Annotated in this window: 22 protein-coding genes; 14 read left to right on the top strand and 8 right to left on the bottom strand. The window is 71.4% G+C overall.

Going from position 1 to position 22,008, the window contains the following annotated elements:
• The first annotated feature begins 101 nt into the window (after positions 1-101).
• The 3 genes from AB0I04_RS17570 (at position 102) to AB0I04_RS17560 (ending at position 2,239) form a co-directional block, all read left to right on the top strand.
• The gene (locus AB0I04_RS17570; RefSeq protein WP_360885505.1) at positions 102-455 is read left to right on the top strand and encodes a VOC family protein; all 354 of its coding nucleotides are present in this window, start codon (positions 102-104) and stop codon (positions 453-455) included.
• On the top strand, positions 422-1,453 hold the full coding sequence (locus AB0I04_RS17565) for an LLM class flavin-dependent oxidoreductase (protein WP_360885504.1): 1,032 nt from the start codon (positions 422-424) through the stop codon (positions 1,451-1,453). Before AB0I04_RS17570 ends, AB0I04_RS17565 begins: the two co-directional genes overlap by 34 nt.
• A gap of 153 nt (positions 1,454-1,606) precedes the next feature.
• Positions 1,607-2,239: a LysE family transporter gene (locus AB0I04_RS17560; protein ID WP_360885502.1), complete on the top strand. Its 633-nt coding sequence runs from the start codon at positions 1,607-1,609 to the stop codon at positions 2,237-2,239.
• 19 nt (positions 2,240-2,258) lie between these two features.
• On the opposite strand, the gene AB0I04_RS17555 is transcribed toward AB0I04_RS17560, so the two are convergent.
• Complete coding sequence (locus tag AB0I04_RS17555) at positions 2,259-2,597, bottom strand: cupin domain-containing protein (protein ID WP_360885500.1); 339 nt, start codon at positions 2,595-2,597, stop codon at positions 2,259-2,261.
• A gap of 356 nt (positions 2,598-2,953) precedes the next feature.
• Between AB0I04_RS17555 and AB0I04_RS17550 the strand changes: the two genes are divergently transcribed.
• The 4 genes from AB0I04_RS17550 (at position 2,954) to AB0I04_RS17535 (ending at position 5,441) form a co-directional block, all read left to right on the top strand.
• Positions 2,954-3,541, top strand: a complete 588-nt coding sequence (locus tag AB0I04_RS17550) for an RNA polymerase sigma factor (protein ID WP_360885498.1) — start codon at positions 2,954-2,956, stop codon at positions 3,539-3,541.
• Positions 3,542-3,544: 3 nt separating this feature from the next.
• The gene (locus AB0I04_RS17545) at positions 3,545-4,477 is read left to right on the top strand and encodes a CU044_5270 family protein (protein ID WP_360885496.1); all 933 of its coding nucleotides are present in this window, start codon (positions 3,545-3,547) and stop codon (positions 4,475-4,477) included.
• 293 nt (positions 4,478-4,770) lie between these two features.
• Positions 4,771-4,974 carry a hypothetical protein gene (locus AB0I04_RS17540; protein ID WP_360885495.1) on the top strand — a complete coding sequence of 68 codons (204 nt, stop codon included), beginning with the start codon at positions 4,771-4,773 and terminating at the stop codon, positions 4,972-4,974.
• A complete protein-coding gene (locus AB0I04_RS17535; protein WP_360885493.1) occupies positions 4,971-5,441 on the top strand; it encodes a (2Fe-2S)-binding protein in 471 nt (156 codons plus the stop codon). Before AB0I04_RS17540 ends, AB0I04_RS17535 begins: the two co-directional genes overlap by 4 nt.
• A 58-nt stretch (positions 5,442-5,499) precedes the next feature.
• On the opposite strand, the gene AB0I04_RS17530 is transcribed toward AB0I04_RS17535, so the two are convergent.
• Genes AB0I04_RS17530 through AB0I04_RS17520 form a run of 3 tightly spaced genes read right to left on the bottom strand, consistent with a single transcriptional unit; the run spans position 5,500 to position 11,146 of the window.
• Positions 5,500-6,534, bottom strand: coding sequence for an alpha/beta hydrolase family protein (locus tag AB0I04_RS17530; RefSeq protein ID WP_360885491.1), 1,035 nt, complete (start codon positions 6,532-6,534; stop codon positions 5,500-5,502).
• Positions 6,535-6,536: 2 nt separating this feature from the next.
• Positions 6,537-9,380: an MMPL family transporter gene (locus AB0I04_RS17525; RefSeq protein WP_360885489.1), complete on the bottom strand. Its 2,844-nt coding sequence runs from the start codon at positions 9,378-9,380 to the stop codon at positions 6,537-6,539.
• On the bottom strand, positions 9,380-11,146 hold the full coding sequence (locus AB0I04_RS17520) for a fatty acyl-AMP ligase (protein ID WP_360885487.1): 1,767 nt from the start codon (positions 11,144-11,146) through the stop codon (positions 9,380-9,382). The genes AB0I04_RS17525 and AB0I04_RS17520 overlap by 1 nt, the downstream gene beginning before the upstream one ends.
• Before the next feature lie 171 nt (positions 11,147-11,317).
• Here AB0I04_RS17520 and AB0I04_RS17515 point away from each other — a divergent pair, with 171 nt between their 5' ends.
• Positions 11,318-12,472 carry a sensor histidine kinase gene (locus AB0I04_RS17515; RefSeq protein ID WP_360885484.1) on the top strand — a complete coding sequence of 385 codons (1,155 nt, stop codon included), beginning with the start codon at positions 11,318-11,320 and terminating at the stop codon, positions 12,470-12,472.
• A gap of 64 nt (positions 12,473-12,536) precedes the next feature.
• Here AB0I04_RS17515 and AB0I04_RS17510 read toward each other — a convergent pair whose 3' ends face one another.
• From AB0I04_RS17510 to AB0I04_RS17500, 3 genes are all read right to left on the bottom strand, one after another.
• On the bottom strand, positions 12,537-12,833 hold the full coding sequence (locus tag AB0I04_RS17510) for a transcriptional regulator (RefSeq protein WP_360885482.1): 297 nt from the start codon (positions 12,831-12,833) through the stop codon (positions 12,537-12,539).
• A complete protein-coding gene (locus tag AB0I04_RS17505) occupies positions 12,830-13,258 on the bottom strand; it encodes a hypothetical protein (RefSeq protein WP_360885479.1) in 429 nt (142 codons plus the stop codon). Before AB0I04_RS17505 ends, AB0I04_RS17510 begins: the two co-directional genes overlap by 4 nt.
• Before the next feature lie 131 nt (positions 13,259-13,389).
• Positions 13,390-13,878: a MarR family transcriptional regulator gene (locus AB0I04_RS17500; protein WP_360885476.1), complete on the bottom strand. Its 489-nt coding sequence runs from the start codon at positions 13,876-13,878 to the stop codon at positions 13,390-13,392.
• Positions 13,879-13,959: 81 nt separating this feature from the next.
• Between AB0I04_RS17500 and AB0I04_RS17495 the strand changes: the two genes are divergently transcribed.
• From AB0I04_RS17495 to cydC, 6 genes are all read left to right on the top strand, one after another.
• Positions 13,960-14,805: a sugar nucleotide-binding protein gene (locus AB0I04_RS17495; protein WP_360885473.1), complete on the top strand. Its 846-nt coding sequence runs from the start codon at positions 13,960-13,962 to the stop codon at positions 14,803-14,805.
• Between the two features lie 78 nt (positions 14,806-14,883).
• The gene (locus AB0I04_RS17490; protein ID WP_360885471.1) at positions 14,884-15,558 is read left to right on the top strand and encodes a response regulator transcription factor; all 675 of its coding nucleotides are present in this window, start codon (positions 14,884-14,886) and stop codon (positions 15,556-15,558) included.
• A gap of 253 nt (positions 15,559-15,811) precedes the next feature.
• Positions 15,812-16,978 carry a cytochrome ubiquinol oxidase subunit I gene (locus AB0I04_RS17485; RefSeq protein ID WP_360885468.1) on the top strand — a complete coding sequence of 389 codons (1,167 nt, stop codon included), beginning with the start codon at positions 15,812-15,814 and terminating at the stop codon, positions 16,976-16,978.
• A gap of 12 nt (positions 16,979-16,990) precedes the next feature.
• Positions 16,991-17,890 carry a cytochrome d ubiquinol oxidase subunit II gene (locus AB0I04_RS17480; RefSeq protein WP_360885465.1) on the top strand — a complete coding sequence of 300 codons (900 nt, stop codon included), beginning with the start codon at positions 16,991-16,993 and terminating at the stop codon, positions 17,888-17,890.
• Entirely contained in the window at positions 17,890-19,656 is a 1,767-nt protein-coding gene (cydD, locus tag AB0I04_RS17475) for a thiol reductant ABC exporter subunit CydD (protein WP_360885462.1), read from the top strand. The genes AB0I04_RS17480 and cydD overlap by 1 nt, the downstream gene beginning before the upstream one ends.
• Positions 19,653-21,536, top strand: a complete 1,884-nt coding sequence (gene cydC, locus AB0I04_RS17470; protein ID WP_360885460.1) for a thiol reductant ABC exporter subunit CydC — start codon at positions 19,653-19,655, stop codon at positions 21,534-21,536. Before cydD ends, cydC begins: the two co-directional genes overlap by 4 nt.
• On the opposite strand, the gene AB0I04_RS17465 is transcribed toward cydC, so the two are convergent.
• Positions 21,520-21,771 carry a zf-TFIIB domain-containing protein gene (locus AB0I04_RS17465; RefSeq protein WP_360885457.1) on the bottom strand — a complete coding sequence of 84 codons (252 nt, stop codon included), beginning with the start codon at positions 21,769-21,771 and terminating at the stop codon, positions 21,520-21,522. The genes cydC and AB0I04_RS17465 overlap by 17 nt on opposite strands.
• Between the last annotated feature and the right edge of the window lie 237 nt (positions 21,772-22,008).

Genomic DNA, 22,008 nt, shown 5'->3' with positions numbered 1-22,008 from the left:
ACGCTTGTCCTAAGTTAGGACGCGCGTCCTGGGACGCGTGTCCTGATTCCGGGCGCACCCGCTTCGACGAGAGGGCAGTCGTGACCCCACCGTTCGTCTTCATGGATCTGCGGACCGCCGACCCCGAGGCATCGCGCCGCTTCTACACCGGGCTCTTCGGCTGGACCGTCGCCGACGTCCCCGCCGGGCCCTCGACCGTGCCGATGTTCGTCGACGCGGAAGGTCCATGGGGAGGGCTCACGCAGCTCGCCCCGGACGACGATCGGAAGCCACAGTGGATCCCCTACGCGGAGGTGGCCGTCCTGGACGACGCGGTGAAACGGGCGACGGAGCTGGGTGCGACCATCGCCCGGCCACGGGTGGACCTTCCCGTGGGTTCCGTGCTCGTCATCCGGGATCCCGAAGGCGCCCTCATCGCCCTGTGGGAGCCCGCCTCGACCGCGAGCCCGTCGTGACGGCGCGGCCCGCGTACTCCTGCGCGCTTCCGCCGACCGCTGACGTCGTCGACCAGGCCCGGCTCGCCGAACGACTCGGGTATCGGCGCGTCTGGCTGTTCGACTCGCCCGCCCTGCACGGCGACGTTTGGGTGGCGCTGGCGCGCGTCGCCGCCGGGACCGAGCGGATCGGGCTCGCCACCGGGGTGGCCGTGCCGAGCCTGCGTCACCCCATGGTGACCGCATCGGCCATCGGCTCCGTACACGAGGTGGCGCCCGGCCGGCTCATCGTCGCCTTCGGCACCGGCTACACGGCCCGGCACGCTCTGGGGCGGAAGCCCATCGCATGGGCCGACCTCGCCCGTCAGTACGGGCAGGTACGAGCGTTGCTCAAGGGTGAGGTCGTCGAGGTCGACGGCCGCCCCTGTCAGATGATGCACCTGCCCGGCCACGGTCCCGCGCGCCCGATCGAGGTGCCCCTGTGGGTGGCGGCCTCAGGCCCGAAGGGATTCGCGACGGCACGGGAGCTCGACGCGCCGGGTGTCGTCATGACGGCGATCCCGCCGGAGGCTGATCGAGAGTGGGCGGAGTGCGCGCTGCTCAGGTTCGGCACCGTCCTGCGGCCGGGCGAGGACCACACCGCCGCCCGCGTCATCGAGGCCGCCGGTCCCGGCTACGCAAGCGTCGTGCACGCCGTATGGCAGAACGCGGGTGACGCGGTCGACGCGATGCCCGGCGGGAAGGAGTGGCGCGCCGCGGTCGAGGCCGTACGGCCCGAGGGTCAACGGCACCTCATCGCCCACCAGGGCCACCTGTCCCGGCTGACCGAACGCGACCGCTCCATCGTCGCCGCCGCCGGACCGGCGATCCTGGAGCCCGGCTGGACCGGCGACGCCGCCTCCATCGCCGCCCGGTTCGACGCGGCCGGCGCCGCCGGAGTGACCGAGGTCGTGTACACCCCGGCCGGCCCGGACATCTCCGGTGAGCTGACGGCGTTCGCCGTGTCGGCAGGCTCGTGAGCAACGCGAAATTGAGTTGTGCGGGCATGCTCGCCGCCCCGAGGATCTGCCCATGACCAGGATCACCGCCTCTCTGCCGTTGTCCCACACCGTCCGATCGGTGCGGGGCCGGCAGCAGACCGGCCGACCGTGGAGGCCTACGCTTCCACGAGCGTGATCGCCGCCCTGGTCGCGGGCCTGTTCGCCGGCTATGGCATCGCCATGCCGGTCGGGGCGGTCGCGACATATCTGGTGGCCCTCACCGCTCGCACGACCCTGCGAATCGGTGCCTTCGCCGCACTCGGCGTCGCGACCGCGGACGGCCTGTATGCGCTGATCGCCGCATTGGCGGGCTCCGCGGTCACCCCGGTGATCCGACCGATCATGACACCCCTGCGCTGGGCCTCGGCCCTGGTGCTGCTCGCGCTGGCGGTCCGATCCGCGGCCCGAGCGATCCGCCGGTACCGCAAGACCCAGGCGGCAGCCCAGGCCGGTGAGACACCGATCAGCCCCGGCCGGGCGTACGTGGCGCTGCTGGGACTGACCATGATGAACCCCATCACCGTGATCTACTTCGCCGCTCTCGTGCTCGGCGACCAGAGCACGGCCGCGCCGGATCACCTGCAACAGGCGGTGTTCGTCCTCGCCGCGTTCGCCGCGTCTGCCAGCTGGCAGCTGCTCTTGGCCGGCAGTGGAGCACTGCTCGGCCGGGCATTGATCGGCAGTCGAGGGCGGCTGATCACGGCGGTGACCTCCAGCGCCGTGATCTGTGCCCTCGCTCTGCGCCTGCTCATCACGGCCCACTGAGCGGGTCGCCGTGGGGACCTCAGTTTCCGTACTGCTTGGTCTCGGGACGCTCGACCATCAGGGCATGTGCGGCGTGCTCGGCCACGGGCCGATGTCTGATGCCCTTGGGCACGACGAACAACTCGCCTGCGGCGAGCGTGACCGGTTCCCGTCCGTCCAGTTCGATGCGGAAGCTCCCGTCCCAGCACAAGAAGAGCTCGTCTTCATCGTGCTCATGCCAGGGAAACTCGCCCTCGAACCGGGCGATTCGGACGACCGTGTCGTTCGCCGTGACCAGATCCTGCGGCTGATAAGGGCCGCGCAAGGACTGGATGACCTTCTCGATCGACACCCGACCCGTCTCGTGTGTTGTCGTCATGGGCACCATCCTCCGGTCGTCGTAAGACAGTGACCAGGGCCAATCCGAGGTGATTGGTTCGTGCGTCCCGGACGCTGGAACCCAACTCTCAGACGCGCTCAACGACGATGGCGGCCATGAGCTTGGGCCAGGCGTTGTGCATCTCGCGAATCCCGGCAGGCCGGGCGTGCCCGGCCGTCGTCGTCGGCGTGTGAGGTGACCGGATCCGAGAACTCAGTGGGGCTCTTCGGCATAAAGCCTGACGACACAACCTCGCCGAAGGGATTCTCTGTGAGAGCACTCAGCGCAAGACCGCGCTCCCAGTGCAGACCACCCCGGCTGCAACGAGAGCTGTCGTGATCCGACCGGGGGCACCCATGGCGACGACGCGAGACACCGACCTGACCGATGCCGAGTTGATCCGCCGGTCCTGGACCGACCCGGAGCGGTTCGCGACCCTCTTCGACCGGCATCACCGGCCGATCCATCGCTATGTCGCCCGCCGGCTCGGGACGCAGGTCGCCGACGACCTCGTCGGCGAGACGTTCCTCATCGCCTTCCAGCGCCGAGACACCTACGACCTGTCCTACAGCCACGCGTTGCCGTGGCTGTACAGCATCGCGACGTCGCTCGTCGCCCGGCACCGCCGGGATGAGGAGCGGTACCTGCGCGCGCTCCGCCGTACGGGGGTCGATCCGCTGCCCGAGCCGATCGCCGACCAGGTCACCGGCCGCGTCGTCGCGCAGGAGCAGGAGCGCCGGCTCGCCGGAGCGCTGGCCGGCCTGTCACAGGGCGATCGCGACGTGCTGCTGCTCGTGGCCTGGGGCGACCTCAGCTACGAGGAGACCGCCCAAGCGCTCTCCGTCCCTGTCGGCACGGTGCGATCCCGCCTGCACCGGGCGCGCCGGGAGGTACGCAAGACGCTCGGCGGCAATCACCCCCTCGCCACGTCTTTGGAGAACTGAGTCATGGACGAGATGCAGTTGATCAAGGACCTGCGCCGTTCAACTCCGGAGATCACGCCGGGTGCGGGACAGGCCGCCAGAGCGCGGCTTCTGACGGGCATCGCGGAACCGGCCCGATCCCAGCGTCGTCGGCACGCACCTCGACTCGCCTGGCGGTGGGCGATCGCCGGCGCGTTGGCCACGGCGGTCGCCGCCGGTGTCACGGTCACGCTCGACGTCGGAGGCAACGAGCCGGTCGCCAATGCCGCCGCGGTACTGGATCGGGCCAGCGCCGCGGCCGCGTCACGTCCGTTCACCCCGCCGAGTCCAGGTCAGTGGGTCTACGAGCACACTCGCTGGGTCGAGCCCGGCAGCGACCACTTCGGGTTCGACGTCTACCGCTGGACCGCTGCGGGGGGTCCCGTGGTGTTCGTGGCGGACGCGCCGCATGGCCGCCTGCGCCGCCTCGACCACCTTTCGGCGTTTCCGCCGCAGGACTACAAGACGGTCTCGTCGCTGCCGCGTGAGCCTGACGCGTTGTTGCGCTGGATCAGAACGCACCGGCCCCGTACCGACCGGACAACGGACTTCGAGGTCCTGAGCGAGATCCTCCGCGTCGTCGCCGTGGTGCCTCCCAAGCTCGAAGCGGCGACCTTCCAGGCGATGAAGAAGCTCCCCGGAGTGACGGTTCGAAGGAACGTCCGGGATGTACGGGGCAGGCCAGCGATCGCCGTCGTCGGACGCACCGACGCGGCCGTGGGAGACGTCCCGCTGGACGAGGAGGTCCTGCTCGACCCGGGCACCTACGCGTATCGGGGTGATCGGATGCTCATGACACGTGACCTTCGGACTCGCCAGAAGGAAGGCGGTACCGAGGTGGTCAAGGCGGGCACCGTCAATGTCGCCAGCGAGATCGTCCAGGTCGGAATCGTCGACAAGCCCGGTCGGCTCCCCTGAATCCTGGCCGCATGGACGACACGGCCACGGGTAATGATCAAGACCTCTTCCGGCTCCCACCCATTGCTCGGAGCCGGACCGGGGGTTGAAACACGCCTGGCTACTCGCCATTGCTAAATTGGGTCAAACTCCACTTCGCTCCCGGCCGCGCATCCACCGCACCGGGCCGGGGGCGGAGCAATCCCCCAGCAGCCTGACGCCGCGCGGGCTCCGTCGCGAGGCGACCTGGCTATGACGAGCCGATCGGTACCCGCAGTGGCCTTCACCGATCGAGTCGGCTCTGGAGGATCGACATGGAGCAGTGGACCAGACGAGAGGACCGGCGGCTGCTGACCGGCCATGGCCGGTTCGTCGCTGATATCGCCGTGCCGGGTTGCCTGGACGCGGTCTTCGTCAGAAGCAGGATCGCGCACGGTGTGGTGCGCGGTGTGGACTGCGCGGCCGCCCGAGAGGTGCCGGGGCGCCGCCGAGCAGGGGCGGAAGGGGCCCTTCAGTGAGGATCACACTTACCGTCAACGGCGACGACCACTCGCTGGATGTCGAGCCGCGACGCATCCTGGCCGATGTCCTGCGCGAGGACTGCCGGCTGACCGGGACACACCTCGGTTGCGAGCACGGCGTCCGCGGTGCCTGCACCGTGCTGGTGGACGGCGAGGCCGTCCGCTCATGCCTCATGCTGGCCGTACAGTGCGACGGCAGGTCGATACGCACCGTCGAAGGCTTGGCGGGGCCTGACGGCGAGCCGCATCCGCTCCAACGTGCCTTCTCCGCCGAGCACGCCCTGCAGTGCGGTTTCTGCACACCGGGCTTCTTGATGGTGGCGGCAGGCGCCCTGGAGGCCGACCCCACAATCGGCGACGATCCGGAACGGGTACAGGGCCTGGTCGAGTCCAACATCTGCCGGTGCACCGGCTATGAACCCATCCGGCGGGCGATCATGCGCGCCGCGGCCGAGTCGGCCTAATGATGCGCCGCAGGTCTCCTCGGCGACTGCGGCGCATTGTCACCTCTAGCGATAGGCGTCAGACCCGCTTGGCGCCGATGGCGGCCATGAGCTTGGGCCAGGCGTTGTGCATCTCACGAATCCAGGCCGGCCACGCGTGGCGGCCGTTGCCGTAGATGTGCGAAGTGATCGGAATCTTGAGCTGCTGGGCCTTCTGGAGGAATGTGACGTCCGTAGCGCCGACGACCCGCTCGCTGATGAGGCCGATGTCCCACGGCGGGGTCTTGGGGTTGTCGCCGGGGCCGGGTTTCCCGGTGGTGCCGGCCGAGATGTAGACGCCCGTGCCCTTGAGCCGCTGGATCAGGTACAGCGGGTCGTGCTGGCGCCAGTTGACGTCGTCGGCGCCCGGCACGCCCCAGATACGGAACGGGTCGGTGCCGTCGCCCGCGCCGACGATCGTGAACATCAGCAGCGCCGGCACGCCGACCGACCGGATCGACAGCAGGCCACTGAACGAGGCGGCGTAGCGGTACAGGCCCGGGTACCGCTCCGCGTAGGTGATCGCGCCCTGCCCGCCGGAGGAGTTGCCCATGACGGCCCGGGACGTGCCGGCGTGGTAGGCGCGCTCCACGATCTCCCGGACTTCGAAGTTGTGGAAGGTCTCCCACTGCGGGGAGCCGTACTTGCCGTAGTTGTACCAGTTCGTATATGACCCGTTCACGCCGCCTTCCGGCATGACGACCATGACGTTGTACCGGTACGCGTAGGTCTCGATGTCGGTGCTCCGAGTCCACGACACGTAGTGGTCCCGGCCGCCGTGCAGCGCGTACAGCACCGGGAACTTCTTGGTCGTCGAGGTCTTCCAGCCCTTCGGCACCAGGATCCGCACCTTGACCGTCTGGCCGAGCGCCACCGATTTGACCGTCAGGTCCACCTCGTGGCTCGTCAACCACTTCTGCGCGGTGACGCGCGAGCCGTCGCTCGCCGTGGCGGTCTTCGGAACCTTCGAACTCGGCTTGCTCGCCGCCGCGGCGGGAGCGGCCCCCGCCGCGGCGACGGCCAGGGCTGCGCCCATGGTCGACGCGATGGCGCGGCGCAGCGGACTACCTGGCATGTTTAATCCTCCGGTGTCTTCCAGTGCCACCCGGGTCCATCCGGGTTGGGAACGATCTCTCTCTGGGGGCGGGAAGCGCGGCGGCCGGGTGCCGTCTCGCGCGCCTCCGGGGATGCCGGGGCACGGCCGTTGACCTCCGCGACCCGGCGCAGGATCTCGTCGGCGAGCGTGGGCTCGTCCGCCGTGTCGGCGCGGGCGGCTCGTCCGGAAACGGTCCGGAGCGCCGGGTCGGCGGGGGCGGCTCGTCCGGAGACCGTCCGGAGCGCCGGGTCGGCGGGGGCCGCCCGCTCAGGGACGGTCCGGAGCGCCCGGCGCTCCGCCCGAAGCTCGGCCAGCCGCGCCGCCTGCCGCCGCACCCTCGGCGCGGGCGGTCTCTCGGCAGCGTGCCCCGGAACGGCGCGCTCCGTTGCCCGTCCGCCCCCCGGCGCAGGTTCACCCCCAGGCGCTCGTACGCTCCCCGGCGCGGGCTTACCCCCAGACGTCCGTGCGGTCCCAGGCGCGGGTTCACCCCCGGACACCCGAGCGCTCGCCGCCGCGGGCTCACCCCCAGACGCCCATACGCTCGCCGGCGCAGGCTCACCCCCAGGCGCTCGTACGCTCCCGGGCGCAAGTGCGCTCTCCGCCGGCCGTACGCGCTCGGGCGCGGTCTTCCCTGCCCGTGCGGTCGGGGCGGGGGGAGGGTCGTCGTGTTCGCCCAGGTCGAGGTGGGAGTGGAGGGCGCGCAGCGGGCGAGGGAGCCACCAGTTCGCCGCGCCGAGGAAGCGCATCGTCGCCGGGACCAGCAGCATGCGCACGAGGGAGGCGTCGACGACGATCGCGACGAACATGCCGACGCCGATCAGCTTGACCAGCATGATGTCCGCGGTGGAGAACACCGCGATCACCACGAGGAACAGCAGCGCCGCGCTGGAGATGATGCCGCCGGTGCGCTGCAGCCCGACGGCGACGGATCGCGCGTTGTCCCCGGTACGGTCCCACTCCTCGCGGACGCGGCTGAGCAGGAACACCTCGTAGTCCATGGACAGCCCGAAGACCGTCAGCAGGACGAGGATGATGGTCGTCGGCTCGGTCGTGCCGGTCGGGGTGAAGTGCAGCAGGCGCGCGAGGTGGCCGTCCTGGAAACCCCAGACGATGGCGCCGAAGGACGCGCCGAGGGACAGCAGGTTCATGGCGACGGCCTTGAGCGGCAGCACGATCGACCCGAACGCCATGAAGAGCAGCAGGAACGTGACGAGTCCGATGATCGCGCCGACCGTGGGCAGGCCGCGTTTCAGGCTGTCCATCAGGTCCATCTGGGCGGCCGTGCCACCGCCCACGTCGGCGTACAGCGCTTCGCGGTGCAGAGGGATCGCGCGGATGTGCCGCACCAGGTCCCGTGCCTGGTCGCTCATCCCCGCGTACTGGTGCCGTACGGAGATCCGCACGGCGGCGTACTTCTCGGCGTATCCGGTGATCTCGACGCTGGTGACGCCGGGCAGTTGCCGCAGCCGTGCCTCGTAGTCGGTGATGAACGACGGGACCGGGCGTTTCTTCGTGGGCACGAAGTTCTTCGGCACGAGGTCGCCGGACAGGACGACGTCGATCGGGTCCTTCGAGCCGGTCGGGAACTCCCGCTGGAACGCCTCGTACAGCTGCCGGTTCGGGCTGCTCGCGGGCAGCACCCGCACGTCGGTGGTGCCGAACCGGACGTGCAGGAACGGCGTGGTCAGGACGCCGAGGACCGTCATGACGGCGACGAAGTACAGGATCGGGTGGCGCATGACGCTGGTCGCCAGGCGGTACCACGGGCCGCTCGTACGCCGGTCCCCGCGCGATCGACGGCGCCAGGGCATGCGGCCGAACTCGACGCGGTGGCCGAGGAGGGCGAGCAGCGCGGGCAGCAGGAACAGCGCGCCGCCGATCGCGACGGCGACGACCGCCATGCCGCCGATGCCGACCGAGCGCAGGAACATCTGCGGGAACAGCAGCAGCCCGCTCAGCGCGGTCGTCACCGTGATGCCCGAGAAGGCGATGGTGCGGCCGGCCGTCGCCATCGTGTTGGCGAGGGCCGTCGGCCGGTCGGTGCCGCGCGCCAGTTCCTCCCGGAACCGGTTGACGATGAACAGCGAGTAGTCGATCGCCAGGCCGAGGCCCATCATCGTGATGACCTCGGCGCTGAACGAGGAGATGTCGGTGACCATCGTCAGCAGCCGCAGGACGGTGAACGCGCCGACGATGGAGAAGACTCCGACGACGAGCGGCAGCCAGAAGGCCCCGAGGCTGCCGAACACGAAGAGCATCAGGACGAGCAGCACCGGGAACGAGATCGCCTCCGCCCGGGCCAGGTCACGCTGCGTCTGGGTGTTGAACTCCTTGGCGAGCGGCACGCCGCCGCCGACCCGTACGTTCAGGTCCGGTGCGGTGAACAGGCCGGCGATGGCGTCGTACTCCCTGGCCTTCGCCGTGTCGTCCCCGGCCAGCTGCACGGCGGCGAACGTCGCGTGCCGGTCCTTGGACGCGAGTTCGGCCACCCGGGGCGTCTGGCTCCAGTACGTCAGGACGTTGCGGACCTTGTCCTTGGGCAGGCGGGCGAGCGCCGTGGTGACCGCGCCCCGGAAGCGGGGGTCATCGACGGTCAGCCGGTCGCTGCGGTAGATGACGAAGACGTCGGGCGTGGAGTTGCTGAAGTACTGCGCGGACAGCTTGGCGACGAGCGACGAGGAGGAGTGCGGGTCGTCGAAGCCGCCGCTCTTCAGCCGCGCGACCGCGCCCGCTCCCCACATGCCGGACACGACCATGAAGATCAGGCACAGCGCGAGGCAGCTCAGCCGCCGTCGATGGACGAGCCGTCCCAGACCGGCGAACATCAGGGGACGACGGGCAGTGTCCCGGCCAGGTACCGCTCCCGGCAGGCACTCCGCGCGATCTTGCCGCTGGACGTCCGCGGGACCCCGCCCGGCTCCACGAGCACGAAGTCGTCCACGCGCAGCTCGTGGACGGCGTTCACGGCGCGACGGACGGCACGCGCGATGTCCTCGACGGGGACGCCCTCACCGCGCCGGCCGCGCTCGGCGACGACCACGACCCGTTCGCCGTCCTCGCCGGAGACCGCGAAGGCCGCCGCGTGGTCGCGTCTGATCCCCTCGTGCGCCTGCTGCGCGCTGACCTCCACGTCCTGGGGATAGTGGTTGCGGCCGTCGATGATGATGAGGTCCTTGACCCGGCCGGTGACGTACAGCTCGCCGTCGTGGACGACACCGAGGTCACCGGTGCGCAGCCAGCCTTCGGCGGGCAGCCCGTCGGCCGGGGCCTCCAGTACGGCGCCGAACACCTCGGCGGTCTTCTCGGGGTTGCGCCAGTAGCCGGGCGAGACGTTCGGCCCGTTCACCCAGATCTCGCCGACCCGCCCGTCGGGCGCCTCGGCCCGGGTCTCGGGGTCGACGACGGCGACGGCCTGGCCGGTCGGTGTGCCGCAGGAGACGAGGACGGCGTCCGTGCCCGGCCGCGCCACGCCCTCGGTCAGCGCCGCCCGGTCGAAGGCGGTGAACCGCGGCTCGCCCCGTGTCTTGCTGGTGACGTAGACGGTCGCCTCGGCGAGGCCGTACCCCGGCGACTGCGCCTCGGAGCGCAGCCCCGCCTCGCCGAACGCGTCGGCGAAGCCCATCACGGTGCCGGGCCGGATCGGCTCCGCCCCGTTCAGCGCGACCCGTACGCCGCCGAGCCGGAGCCGGGCCTTCTCCTCCTCGGTGACGCGGGAGGCGCAGTACTCGTACGCGAAGTTCGGCCCCGCGGTGACCACGTCGTCCTGCTCGGACAGCAGCTCCAGCCAGCGCAGCGGCTGCATCACGAACGCGACCGGGTCGGTGAGCACCACGTGGTTGCCGTGCACCAGCGGCAGCGCCAGCGAGAGGATCAGGCCCATGTCGTGGAACAGCGGCAGCCAGCTCACACCGACGGTCTGTCCGGGCCGCGCCTCGTACGCGGTCCACACCTGCAGGGCGTTGGCGGTGATGTTCCGGTGGGTGATCTGGACCCCGGCCGGTGCTCGGGTCGATCCCGACGTGTACTGCAGGTACGCGACGTCGTCCAGGGCGAGCTCCTCGCCCTGCCACGACGCGGCGAGCGAGACGGCGACGGCGTCGGCGAGGACGACGTCCTTGGGACGCGGCGCGCTCTGCTCATCCAGGAACCGCTCCACCTGCGGGAGCGCCGCCGTCGTCGTGACGGCCACGGACGGGTCCGCGTCGCCGTACGCGCGGATCAGCCGGTCGGCATGGCCGGGCAGGTCCGGGGAGAAGAGCGGGACCGCGATGAGCCGGGCGTACAACGCGCCGATCATCGTGGTGAGGTACTCGAGGCCCTGCGGCATGAGCAGCGCGACGCGCTCCCCGGGCTCGGCGACCTCACGCAGCCGGGCGGCGACGGCCCGCGCTCGCCGGTGGACCTGACCCCACGTGAGCGTCTGCGTGCTAGCCCCGACCGACCGACCCCGACCGACCTCCCGGTCATTTTCCGTGTAGTCGACGAAGGTGAAGGCGGGCGCGGACGGCATCTCCGCCGCCCAGCGGGCCACCGATGCGATGAGCGGCTCGTTCAGGGCATCGGAGTCGACACGGCGCCCGATCAGTGCCATATCCGCACTCCCTGCCTCGCCCCGGCGCCAAGGCCGACACCACCCGTGATCATCGTGACCGCGTGACGCTATCGCGGGGCGCGGAGCGGCGACTTGCCTCGTAGGCCACATTCGCCGGAGCCCCGTTGTCACCCGCGTGACAACCCGGCGGGCTCGACTACCGTGCGAGAGGTGAAGAAGCCCCGGCTGCCCAGCGGGCAACGCGCCGACTTCCTGATCGCCGCGGTCGTCGCCGTGATCGTGATCGTCAGCACGATGTGGCACGCAGGCGGCATCACGGCGGTGGGGCCCAAGGCGTACCTCATGATGGGCATCGGCGTCGTCGCGCTGGCCTTCCGCCGCCGCGCGCCGGTCCTCGCGACGACGGTCGTCGCCGTCTCGACCGCGTACTACTACGTCGGCCCCTTCCCGGACGGTATGGAGATGGCGACATTCGCGGTCGCCTCCTACCTGGCCGCCGCCCAGGGCCGGCGGGTCGCCGCGTACGTCGGCACGGCGGCGGGACTGTCGGTCTTCGCGGTCGCCGAATTCGGCGTCGGGCATCGGCCGGACGTGTTCCGGTTCCTCGGCGTGCTGGCGTGGGTGCTGGTCGTCGTCATCGCCGGCGAGGTCACCCGCTACCACAACGCCTATCTCAACGAGGTCCGGCGACGGGCCGCCGAGGCGGAGCGCACCCGCGAGGAGGAGGCGCTGCGGCGGGCCACCGAGGAGCGGCTGCGCATCGCCCGGGAGCTGCACGACGTGCTCGCGCACAAGATCTCGCTCATCAACGTGCAGGCGGGCGCCGCGCTGCACCGGCGCGACCCCGAGCAGGCGTACGCCGCACTGAGCGCGATCAAGGATGCGAGCAAGGAGACACTGCGCGAACTGCGCACGACGCTCGGCGTGCTCCGCCAGGTCGACGAGGCTCAGCCGCTGACGCCGGCGCCCTCGCTCGACCACCTGGACGAGCTCATCGTCCGAACGCGGAACGCCGGGCTCCCCGTCGAGCTGACCGTCTCCGGCGACCGGACCTCGCTGCCGTCGGCGGTCGACCTTACCGCCTACCGCATCATCCAGGAGGCCCTGACCAACGCCATGCGCCACGCCGGCCCCGCCACCGCCACGGTCCTGGTCGGGTACGACGCCGACAAGGTGACCGTAGAGATCACCGACGACGGATGCGGCTCCGACGCCGGCGCGGGCAACGGCATCCGCGGAATGCGCGAGCGCGCCGCCACCATCGGCGGCACCCTGACCGCGAACACCCGCCCCGGCGGCGGCTTCCTCGTCCGCGCCTCCCTACCGCTCGCCTCCGCCGACGCCCCGTCATCCACAGGCGCGTGATCGCTGGTGTCGACGGCCATTGCGAGTGGGAGCCGACCGGATGCGGGCTGAAAAGGTCTCCAGCTCAAGCATCGCCCGCGATGGCGCGCAGTGCCTGGCAGTGGGCGGCGAAAGCCGCCCGGCCGTCGGGGGTCAGCGCCAGCCAGGTGCGGGGCCGCTTGCCGACGTAGCCCTTGGTGACCTTGACGTAGCCGGCCTTCTCCAGCACACCGACCTGCTTGGACAGCACCGAGTCGCTCACCTCCACGGTGTCGCGGACGTAGCCGAACTCGGCCTTCTCCGCGGCCGCCAGGGTCGCCACGATGGAGAAGCGCACCGGCGAGTGGATCACCTCGTCGAGGCCATGGCGTGGATGCGTCATCGCCGTGCCGCCACGTAGGCGCCGATGAACGCGGGCAGGGCCACGACCACGGCTCCGGGCAGCCACCAGGCCGGATCGCCCTCGAAGTGGGAAGTGCCGGTGAACAGCGTCACGATGTAGAGCATCGTCGACGCGCCGAGCGCCAGGCTGTGACGTTGTCCGAATCCCCGGCGGATCACCGGCTGCCGCAACGCGTAGACGATCAGCGCGGCGAGGGTCACGAGCCAGAAGACCGTGCCGACCACTGTGCCGACGGGGTGGCCGAGCAGGCCGACCACGGCCACGGTGATGGCGATCGCGACCCCATAGACCAGCTGATAGCGAACGGCCCACCGGGAACCGCCTCGTACCGCGGAGTCCAGGTCCTGGGCGCGGGCCAGCGCCTCCGCGGCATCCATCGCGTCGTGCATGTCACGCTCGGACATGAGAAGCCTCCCTTGATCGCACTCTCCACGATGGCAACTACTTTCCAACTCGTCAAGTAGTTTCACCAACGGCAAAGGCAGCTGCGGTGTTCACGTCGGCCCAGGCCGGCTCCGCGACGGGATGTGCTGATTCAGGCCGGGTCGCCGGTGACGTCCTCGCCCGCGAGAGACCGCGTGCGGCGCTGACGTACCGTTTCGGCCAGCGGCGTCTCCGCCAGGCAGGCGTCGAGCAACGCGATGGTCGGCGCGAGGTCGGTCTCGCGCAGGCGTTCCTCCAGCCACGTACGGAACAGCGCCTTCCGCTCCCGGGCCGCCTGGGCGAGCTCGCTGCCACGTGGCGTACAGGAGATCTCGATGCGCCGCCGGTCGTCACTGGCGTGCCGACGCTCCGCGAATCCGGCGGCCACGAGACGGTCGACGAGCCGGCTGGGATGACCTCCTTCCGCGATCACGAGGGTGCCCAGTTCGCCGAGGGAGAGCGGGCCGTATCGATCGAGAAGCTGCAGGGCCTCGGCCTGGCTCGTCGTGATCCCGAGCGGCCGGAGCAGATCGTTGATCCGCCGGTCCGTCTCGCGCGTGACGGCCTTGAGCAGCAGGCCGAACTCCTCGATCGCATCCATGTCTCCAGGTTAGGTGTTGCGCGAATATTTGCTGTGCCATATGTTCGCACAGCATCCATTGCACCGAGAAGAGGAACAGCGATGTCGAACTCCATGCGCACCATCGTCGTGACCAGTGCGAACAGCCGGACCGGACGCCATCTCCTGCCCCGCCTCGCCGACCGCGGGAGCCACGTGATCGCGCTGACGCGTACGCCCGAAGATCTTCCCGCCGACGAGGTCATCCCCGACTGGACGAGGTCGCCGGAGGCCACCAAGGCGATCGCGAACGCCTCGGCCGTCATCCACCTGAGCGGCGTCTTCGCTGCCCGCGACGAGGAGAGCTACGAGGTCGGCAACGTCGCCACCGCGCGCCTGGTCGCCGAGGCCGCCGGCCCCTCGTGCCGGCCCGTCTACGTGTCCTACGTGGCGGCCGACTCCGCACACCCGAACTGGTACGTCCGGTCAAAGGGCCGGGCGGAGGACGTCCTGCGGAGGTCCGGCACCGACAGCGTGATCTTCCGGATCCATCCGATCGCCGGAGGGCGGCAGGCTCCGAGTCCGTTCGAGCTGATGTTCCGCCAGGCACGCCCCGATGCCCCGGTACGGGTGATCGGCGACGGCACCCAGCGCTTCCGACCCGTGCACGCCGACGACGTGGTCGACGCGCTCATCAAGGCCGCCGAGGGCGCGGGACGGACGGGCACGTACGACCTCGTCGGCCCGAGCGAGTTCACGGTCACGGAGATGGTGGAGCGGATCAACGGCCGCTCCGTGCCCATCGAGCGAGTGTCCGTCGAGCAGGCGGCGAGCATGCCCTGGCCGCCCCCGACCGTCGCCGACCTGCTGGCGCATCCGGATGCTCCGGCGGATCCGGACGCCGTGGCAGAGATCTTCGGCCTGTCACCGACGAGGGTCGAGGCCACCTGGCCGCTCGCCTCGGCCTGACGTGCGCAGCGGGCCCGCCCGAAAGCGGGCCTCGGCGATGGCGTGCCCCGCGATGGGGCGTGATGTGATGATTGGGAGGTGCATCCCCCGATCAGGGTCGTCCTGGCCGACGACCAGACGCTCGTACGGGCCGGGTTCCGCTCGATCCTCGACAACGAGGACGACATCAGCGTGATCGCCGAGGCCGGTGACGGGGCCGAGGCCGTGCGCCTCGCGGCGGCCGAGCGGCCCGACGTCGTCCTCATGGACATCCGGATGCCCGTGCTCGACGGGCTGGAGGCGACCCGGCGGATCGTCGCCGACGAGCGGCTCCGCGACGTCAAGGTCGTGATCTTGACGACGTTCGACATGGACGACTACGTGTACGGCGCGCTCAAGGCCGGGGCCAGCGGGTTCATGGTGAAGGACACCGAGCCGATCGAGCTGATCCACGCGGTCCGCGTCGCCGCCCGGGGCGACGCGCTGCTCGCGCCCTCGGTCACCCGCCGGCTGATCAGTGAGTTCGCGGCGCGGATCAAGGAGCCCCCGCCGTCCGTCGAACTCAACGCCCTCACCGACCGCGAACGCGAGGTCCTCGAACTCGTCGCGGCCGGACTGTCCAACGACGAGATCGCCGAACGGCTCGTCGTCAGCCCGGCGACGGCGAAGACGCACGTCAGCCGGGTCCTCACCAAGCTGCACGCCCGCGACCGCGCGCAACTCGTCGTCATGGCGTACGAGTCCGGGCTGGTACGCCCGGGCTGGCTCGGCTGATCACCCGGCCGTCCGCTCGAGACCGGGCCGCCCGATCCCCCCGGCCTCGCTCCTCCTTCCGGAGGAGGTTCTACACTCCGCGCGGTACGGCGCGGGTGCCGGGTGCATCGCGAGGTGTATCGCGAATGTAGAGCCCAGCCGGACGCCATACGCCCGCCATGTCCGATTTGCTTCCAGGGTGCCGGCCCCGGGGACCTCGCCAGGGGCCCTGTGACGCGCGTCCACCGGACCGCGACCGGACCTGGAGGGATCGTTGAGCACACTGTCGCTTGCCCGATCGCTGTTCGCCCTGACGGCGGGCACCCATTTCCTGTTCGTCGCGCTGACACTCGGGCTCGCGACGCTCGTCGCGATCATGCAGACCAGGGCGGTCTTCGGCGACAGCGCCGTGCATCTCCGCATGGTGCGGTTCTGGGGGCAGCTGTACGTCATCAACTACGCGGTGGGGATCGTCACCGGCCTGCTGATGGAGTTCCAGTTCGGGCTGAACTGGCCCGGCCTGACCGATCACGCCCGTGACGTCTTCGGGGCCCCGCTCGCGATGGAGACCCTCGTGGCGTTCTTCATCGAGTCGACGTTCCTCGGCCTGTGGATCTTCGGCTGGGACCGGCTGAACCGGTACGCCCACCTCGCGCTGATCTGGGTCGTCACGCTGACCGCGTACGTCTCGGCGTACTTCATCCTCGTCGCCAACGGCTTCCTGAAGAACCCCGTCGGGTACCTGCGGGTCGGCGGCGAGCTGCGCATCGACTCCGCGGGAGCGCTGTTCACCAACCCGGCGGCGCTGCTGCCGCTCGGGCACATCACGGCCGGCGCGTTCCTCACCGCGGGCTTCTTCATGGCCGGAGTGAGCGCGTGGCACCTGCGGCGGTCCGAGGATCCGGAGTTCTACCGCCGGTCGCTGCGGATCGGTCTGATCTCGGCCGTCGTCGCCATCGTGCCGTCGGCCGCGTTCGGCGGCGTCCAGTTCCCGTACGTGCATGACTCGGCGGACGTGCCGTTCATGACCGAGTTCGGTGCCGACACGATGATGTTCGCCTGGCTGTGGATGTTCGTCGTGGCCGTCATGGCGCTGGTGAAGCTGCCGTTCACCGGCTGGCTCCTGCGGGGGCGGATCTTCCTGCGCGTCGTGATGATGACCCTCCCCGTGCCGTACGTGGCGATGCTCGCCGGCTGGATCTACCGCGAGGCCGGCCGCCAGCCCTGGCTGATCTACGGCGTGCTGCGCACCGACGACGCCGTGCGCCCGATCGGGCACGGAGCGATGATCGCGGTGTTCACGGGCGTGACGGCCCTGTTCGCGGTCCTCGTCGTGGTGAACATCGCGCTGCTGCGACGGTACGCGCGACAGGGCCCGGACGGCTCCGCGCTCGGCCGGCCCGAACCCGCCGTCCGGGCCGAGCCCGTCCCCTCCTTCTGACCGGAGCACTCCATGGACACCTTCGCGTTCTGCCTGCTCGGCTTCTTCCTCGTCGGCTACTTCGTGCTCGGCGGCGCCGACATCGGCGTGGGCATGCTGCTGCCGTTCCTCGGCCGCGAACGCCGGCTGACCATCGCGGCGATCGCGCCGTTCTTCCTCGGCAACGAGGTGTGGCTGGTCGGTTCGGCCGGCCTGCTGACCGCGCTGTTCCCCGTCCTCGAGGCCGACCTTTTCGGCCGGACCTGGGGCGCGCTGAGCGTCCTCGTCCCCGCCTGGATCCTCCGCGACATGGGCCTCTGGCTGCGCGGACGCCGTACGGAAGACACGTGGCGGACGGCCTGGGACGCGGCGATCGTCGCGGGCAGTTGGGGAGTCGCGGCGTCGTGGGGCGTGGCGGTCGGCGCGCTCATTGGCGGCGGCGGTCCGCTGTTCGCCGTGACGACATGCGGCCTGTTCGCGCTGCACGGCGCGGTCTTCGCCACCGTACGGCTGGGGACCGAGACCGCGCGTACGGTGGCCCGATGGGTCGTACGGGCGGCGCTCCTGGCGGGCGTGCCCTGTGCCATCGGCGCCGGAGCCGACGACCTGGCGACGACGGTTCCCGTCGCGGTCCTGCTCGCGGCGGTGCTCGCCGGAGTGTGGGTGGCACTCTCCCGCCCGGCGGCCAGCGAGGCCCGCGGCGGCCAGGCCGGGAACGGCTCTGCTCGGGACGGCTGGGCGCTGGCGGCGTCCGCGCTCGCGATCACGGCCGCGCCCGTCCTCGCCGCCCTGAACCTGCCAGACGCCGACCTCGCGCACGAAGCCGCCCTCACGCTAGCGGTCGCCGGCCCGATGCTTCCGCTCCTGATCGCCGCCCAGGCGTGGGTGTGGTGGACCTTCCGCGGACGAGTCGAGAAGCCGTCCTACCTGTGATGACGTACCTGCTGTTCGCGCTCGCCCAGGGCGCGCTCGTCGTGGCCCAGGCCGACCTGCTGTCCCGGGTACTGGCCGGAAGCGCCCTGCTGCTGCCGCTGGCTGCGGTCGTCGCCGGCCGCGCCGTCCTCCTCGCGGGACAGGGCACCGCGTTCCGGTGGACGGCGGCCCGCCGCAAGCACGAGCTGCGCGCCCGCCTGCTCCGGCACGAAGCCGACGGCTCACGCCGCTCTGACGGCGCGGGTGGCCCCGGCGATGCAGGTGACCTCGGCGACGCACGTGATGGCACCGGCCGCTCCGGCCCCGGTAGCTCAAGCGACGGCTCCGGCCGCGTCCGCTGCTCCGGTGCCCCCGGTGGCTCCGGTGGCTCGCGTGGCGGCGTGACGCTGCTCGGGCGCGGGCTCGACGCCCTCGATCCCTACTTCGGCGGCTACCTGCCTCAGCGGTACGCCGCCGCGACCGTCCCGCTGATCGTGCTCGTACGGCTGGCCGTCGCCGACTGGCCGTCGGCTCTGGTCATCCTGGTGACGCTGCCGCTCCTCCCGCTCTTCGGCGCGCTCGTCGGGTGGAAGACCAAGCAGGCGACCGAGCGGCAGTGGGGCCTGCTGCACCGGCTCGGCGGCCACTTCCTCGACGTGGTGGCCGGGCTGCCGACGCTCCGGGCGTACGGCCGGGACGAGGCGCAGACCGAGGTGGTCCGGGCGATGGCGGACGGCCATCGGCGGGCGACCGTGCGCACGCTGCGGATCGCGTTCCTGTCCTCGTTCGTGCTGGAGATCGTCGGCACGCTGTCGGTGGCGCTGGTGGCCGTGCCGGCCGGACTGCGGGTGCTGGACGGTTCGCTCGATCTCCGGACGGCGCTGCTGGTCCTGCTGCTGGCACCCGAGGCGTACCTGCCGCTGCGGCTCCTCGGCACCCGCTTCCACGCCGCGGCTGAGGGACGCGCCGTCCTCGACCAGGTCACGGCGGCCCTCGCCGAACCCGCCACTCCCCAGCGTCCCGGCACGGGACCGATCGCTGAATCCGACGTTCCCGAGCGGCCCGGCACGGTCAGGGCACCCGTTACCGAGCCCGGCTCCACCCAAAGGGCTCGCTCGGAGCGGCGGGCGGCGCGGATCGAGGTCGCGGGTCTCGTCGTCCGGTACCCCGATGCGGACGTGCCCGCCCTTGACGGCTTCGACCTGACCGTCGCGCCCGGTGAACGGGTGGCGCTCGCCGGGCCGAGCGGCGCCGGCAAGACCACGTTCCTGCGGGCGGTGCTCGGCTTCGTCGTCCCCGAGAGCGGCCGGATCACGATCGACGGCGTCGACCTCGCCGATCTCGACCTGGCCGGATGGCGCCGCCGCGTCGCGTACGTGCCGCAGCGCCCGCACCTGTTCGCCGGTACGGTCGCCGACAACATCCGGCTCTGCCGTCCGGACGCGGGGGACGGCGCCGTACGCGCCGCCGCGGAGGCCGCCGCCGCGCACGACTTCATCACCGCACTGCCCAGCGGATACGAGACGCCCCTCGGCGAGCGAGGGGTCGGCCTGTCCACCGGCCAGCGGCAGCGCATCGCGATCGCCCGCGCGTACCTGCTGGACGCGCCGATCGTGGTGCTGGACGAGCCCACCGCGCGGCTCGATCTGGCGGCCGAATCGGCGGTCACCGAGGCCGCCCGCCGCCTGCTCGACGGACGCACCGCGCTGCTCGTCGCCCACCGCCCGGCGCTGCTGTCCCTCGCCGACCGCGTGATCCACCTGTCCGGACGGGAGGTGTACGCGTGATCGGTGAAGGTGACGCCCACCTGACGCCAGGACGGTCGGTGCTTCGGTTGTTCGGTCCGCGTGAAGCGCCTCGCCTGGTCGCCGCGCTGGCCGCCGGGGCGGGTGCGGAGCTGTGCGCGGTCGCGCTCACCGCGACCGCCGCCTGGTTGATCGCACGGGCGGGACAACACCCGCCGCTGTCGGCGCTCGCCCTGGCCATCGTTGGCGTACGGGCGTTCGCGCTGTTCCGGGGCGTGCTCCGCTATGCCGAGCGACTCGCCGGCCACGACGCCGCCCTCCGCGTCCTCGCCGGTCTGCGCGTTCGCGTCTACGAGGCGCTGCGCCGCTCCACGGACCCGGCCGAACAGGGCTCTCCGGCCCCGTTTCGGGACGCGGACGCCGTCCAGCGGATGGTCTCCGACGTCGAGGCGGTCCAGGACCTGCTGCTGCGCTGCCTCCTTCCTGCCGCGACCTCCTGGATCACCGGTGCGGCCGCGATCGTGGTGACCTCGCTCCTGCTGCCCGCGGCGGGGGCGGTCCTGGCCGGCGGGGCGGTCCTCGCCGGAACGGTCCTGCCCGCTCTCGCGGCCCTCGCCGCCCGGGCGTACGCCGGCCGCGCCGCCGACGCCCGCTCCGACCTCGCCGTTCACGGCCTCGACCTGGAGCGCGGCGCGGTGGACCTCGCCGCGTTCGGCGCGACGGAGCGCTTCGTCGCCCGCGCGGACGCCGCGGCGGCCCGGCTGGCTCGGCTCGAGCGGCGGGCCGGGGCGGTGGAGGCGGCGATCGCGGCACTCGGCGCGGCCGTTCAAGGTGCGACCGTGCTCGCCGTGATCTGGACGGCACGGCGGCATGGCGCGGACGGCGTGCTGGTCACGGTCCTCGCTCTGATGGCGCTCGCCGCGGTCGACGCCGTACTGCCCGTCGCGGACGCCGCGCGGCGGCTGTCGGAGATCCGCCCGGCCGCACGCCGGGTCGCCGACCTACTGCGAGCCGACGGGCGGCACGTCCACCGTACGGTCGCCGCCCCACCGCGCCCTGGAGGGCGCCGGGCGATTCGGTCCGGCCCACGCCGGGCGGCGAGAGCGGGTAGGACCGTTCCGGCGAGCAGGACCGCCCCCGCCGTGGGCAGCCGGCCGCGGCGGCCGGCGGTCCGCCCGCTCCTGCGCCCGGCGATCGAGCTGCGCGGCGTCCGGGTGTCGTACGGCTCCGTGACCGCGCTGAACGGGATCGACCTGCGCATCCCCGGCGGACGGAAGATCGCCGTGGTCGGCGCGAGCGGCGCGGGCAAGAGCACCCTGCTCGGCGTCCTGTCCGGCGAGGTGCGGCCCGAGGGCATCGTGCTGCTGGGAGACGCGCTCCAGAGCGCCTACGACCCCCGGGACGTACGCGCGACCATCCGCGGCCTCACCCAGGACGCGCACGTGTTCGGCACCTCGATCCGGGCGAATGTGGCGCTGGCACGGCCGGACGCCTCCGACGCCGAAACGGCCGACGCCGCACGCCGCGCCGGCCTGCTCGACTGGATCGACGGGCTGCCCGACGGCTGGGACACCCCCGTCGGCGACACCCGGTTGTCCGGCGGGCAACGGCAACGGCTGCTGCTTGCCCGCGCGCTACTCGCCGATCCGCCGGTGCTCGTCCTCGACGAGCCCACCGAAGGACTCGACCTCGCGACCGCGGACCGCCTCGTCACCGCCCTGCTGGGCGAGCGGCGTACGGTCGTGCTGGTCACCCACCGGCTCGCTCCCCTGGCGGCCGCCGACGAGGTGATCGTGCTCGACCGGGGCCGGATCGTCCAGCGCGGCACCCACCGCAGCCTCGTCGAACGACGCGGCCCCTATCGCGACCTCTGGGAGGCGGAACGCCTCCAGAGCACCGACCCCGCTATTCGGCGGCCGTGAAGATCTGGTGCATGATCCCCCGTCGATGGCGGCCGTGGTACGACGCGTTGGCGTCGTCCGTGCTCGGATCGAGCTTGGCGAGGTACTCGCTCTCCGCATCGATCAAACGCTCCAACTCCCCGCGGTCGAGGAATACGCCCTGGCAGCCGACGCATTCCTCGATCATCACCCCGTTGCGCTCCCGCGTGTCCCAATCCCCGGAACACTTCGGACACGTCATCCCCGTCGCAGCCATTGTGGCTCCCCTGTGAACGAATTCGACGATCAGGCAAGACTAATAACCATCGCCCTTTGAGGGAACGTTTTTCCACGTGGCGCGGTAATGATCACAACGGGCTGGCACGTTCCGCGCAATGAGCCGAACGCCGCAGGCCCGGCGTGTGAACGCCGACCGGCCGCGACGTCTCGGTCATCGCGCGGAACGGCCCGGCCGAAACCGGGTGAGAGGCCACCGTGCTCAACGCGTCGGCTC

Origin of the sequence: Actinoallomurus sp. NPDC050550 (assembly GCF_040655075.1) — a bacterium.
Classification (GTDB): domain Bacteria; phylum Actinomycetota; class Actinomycetes; order Streptosporangiales; family Streptosporangiaceae; genus Actinoallomurus.
Note: the sequence above shows the minus strand (reverse complement) of the source record. Positions and strands in the feature narration are given on the sequence as shown.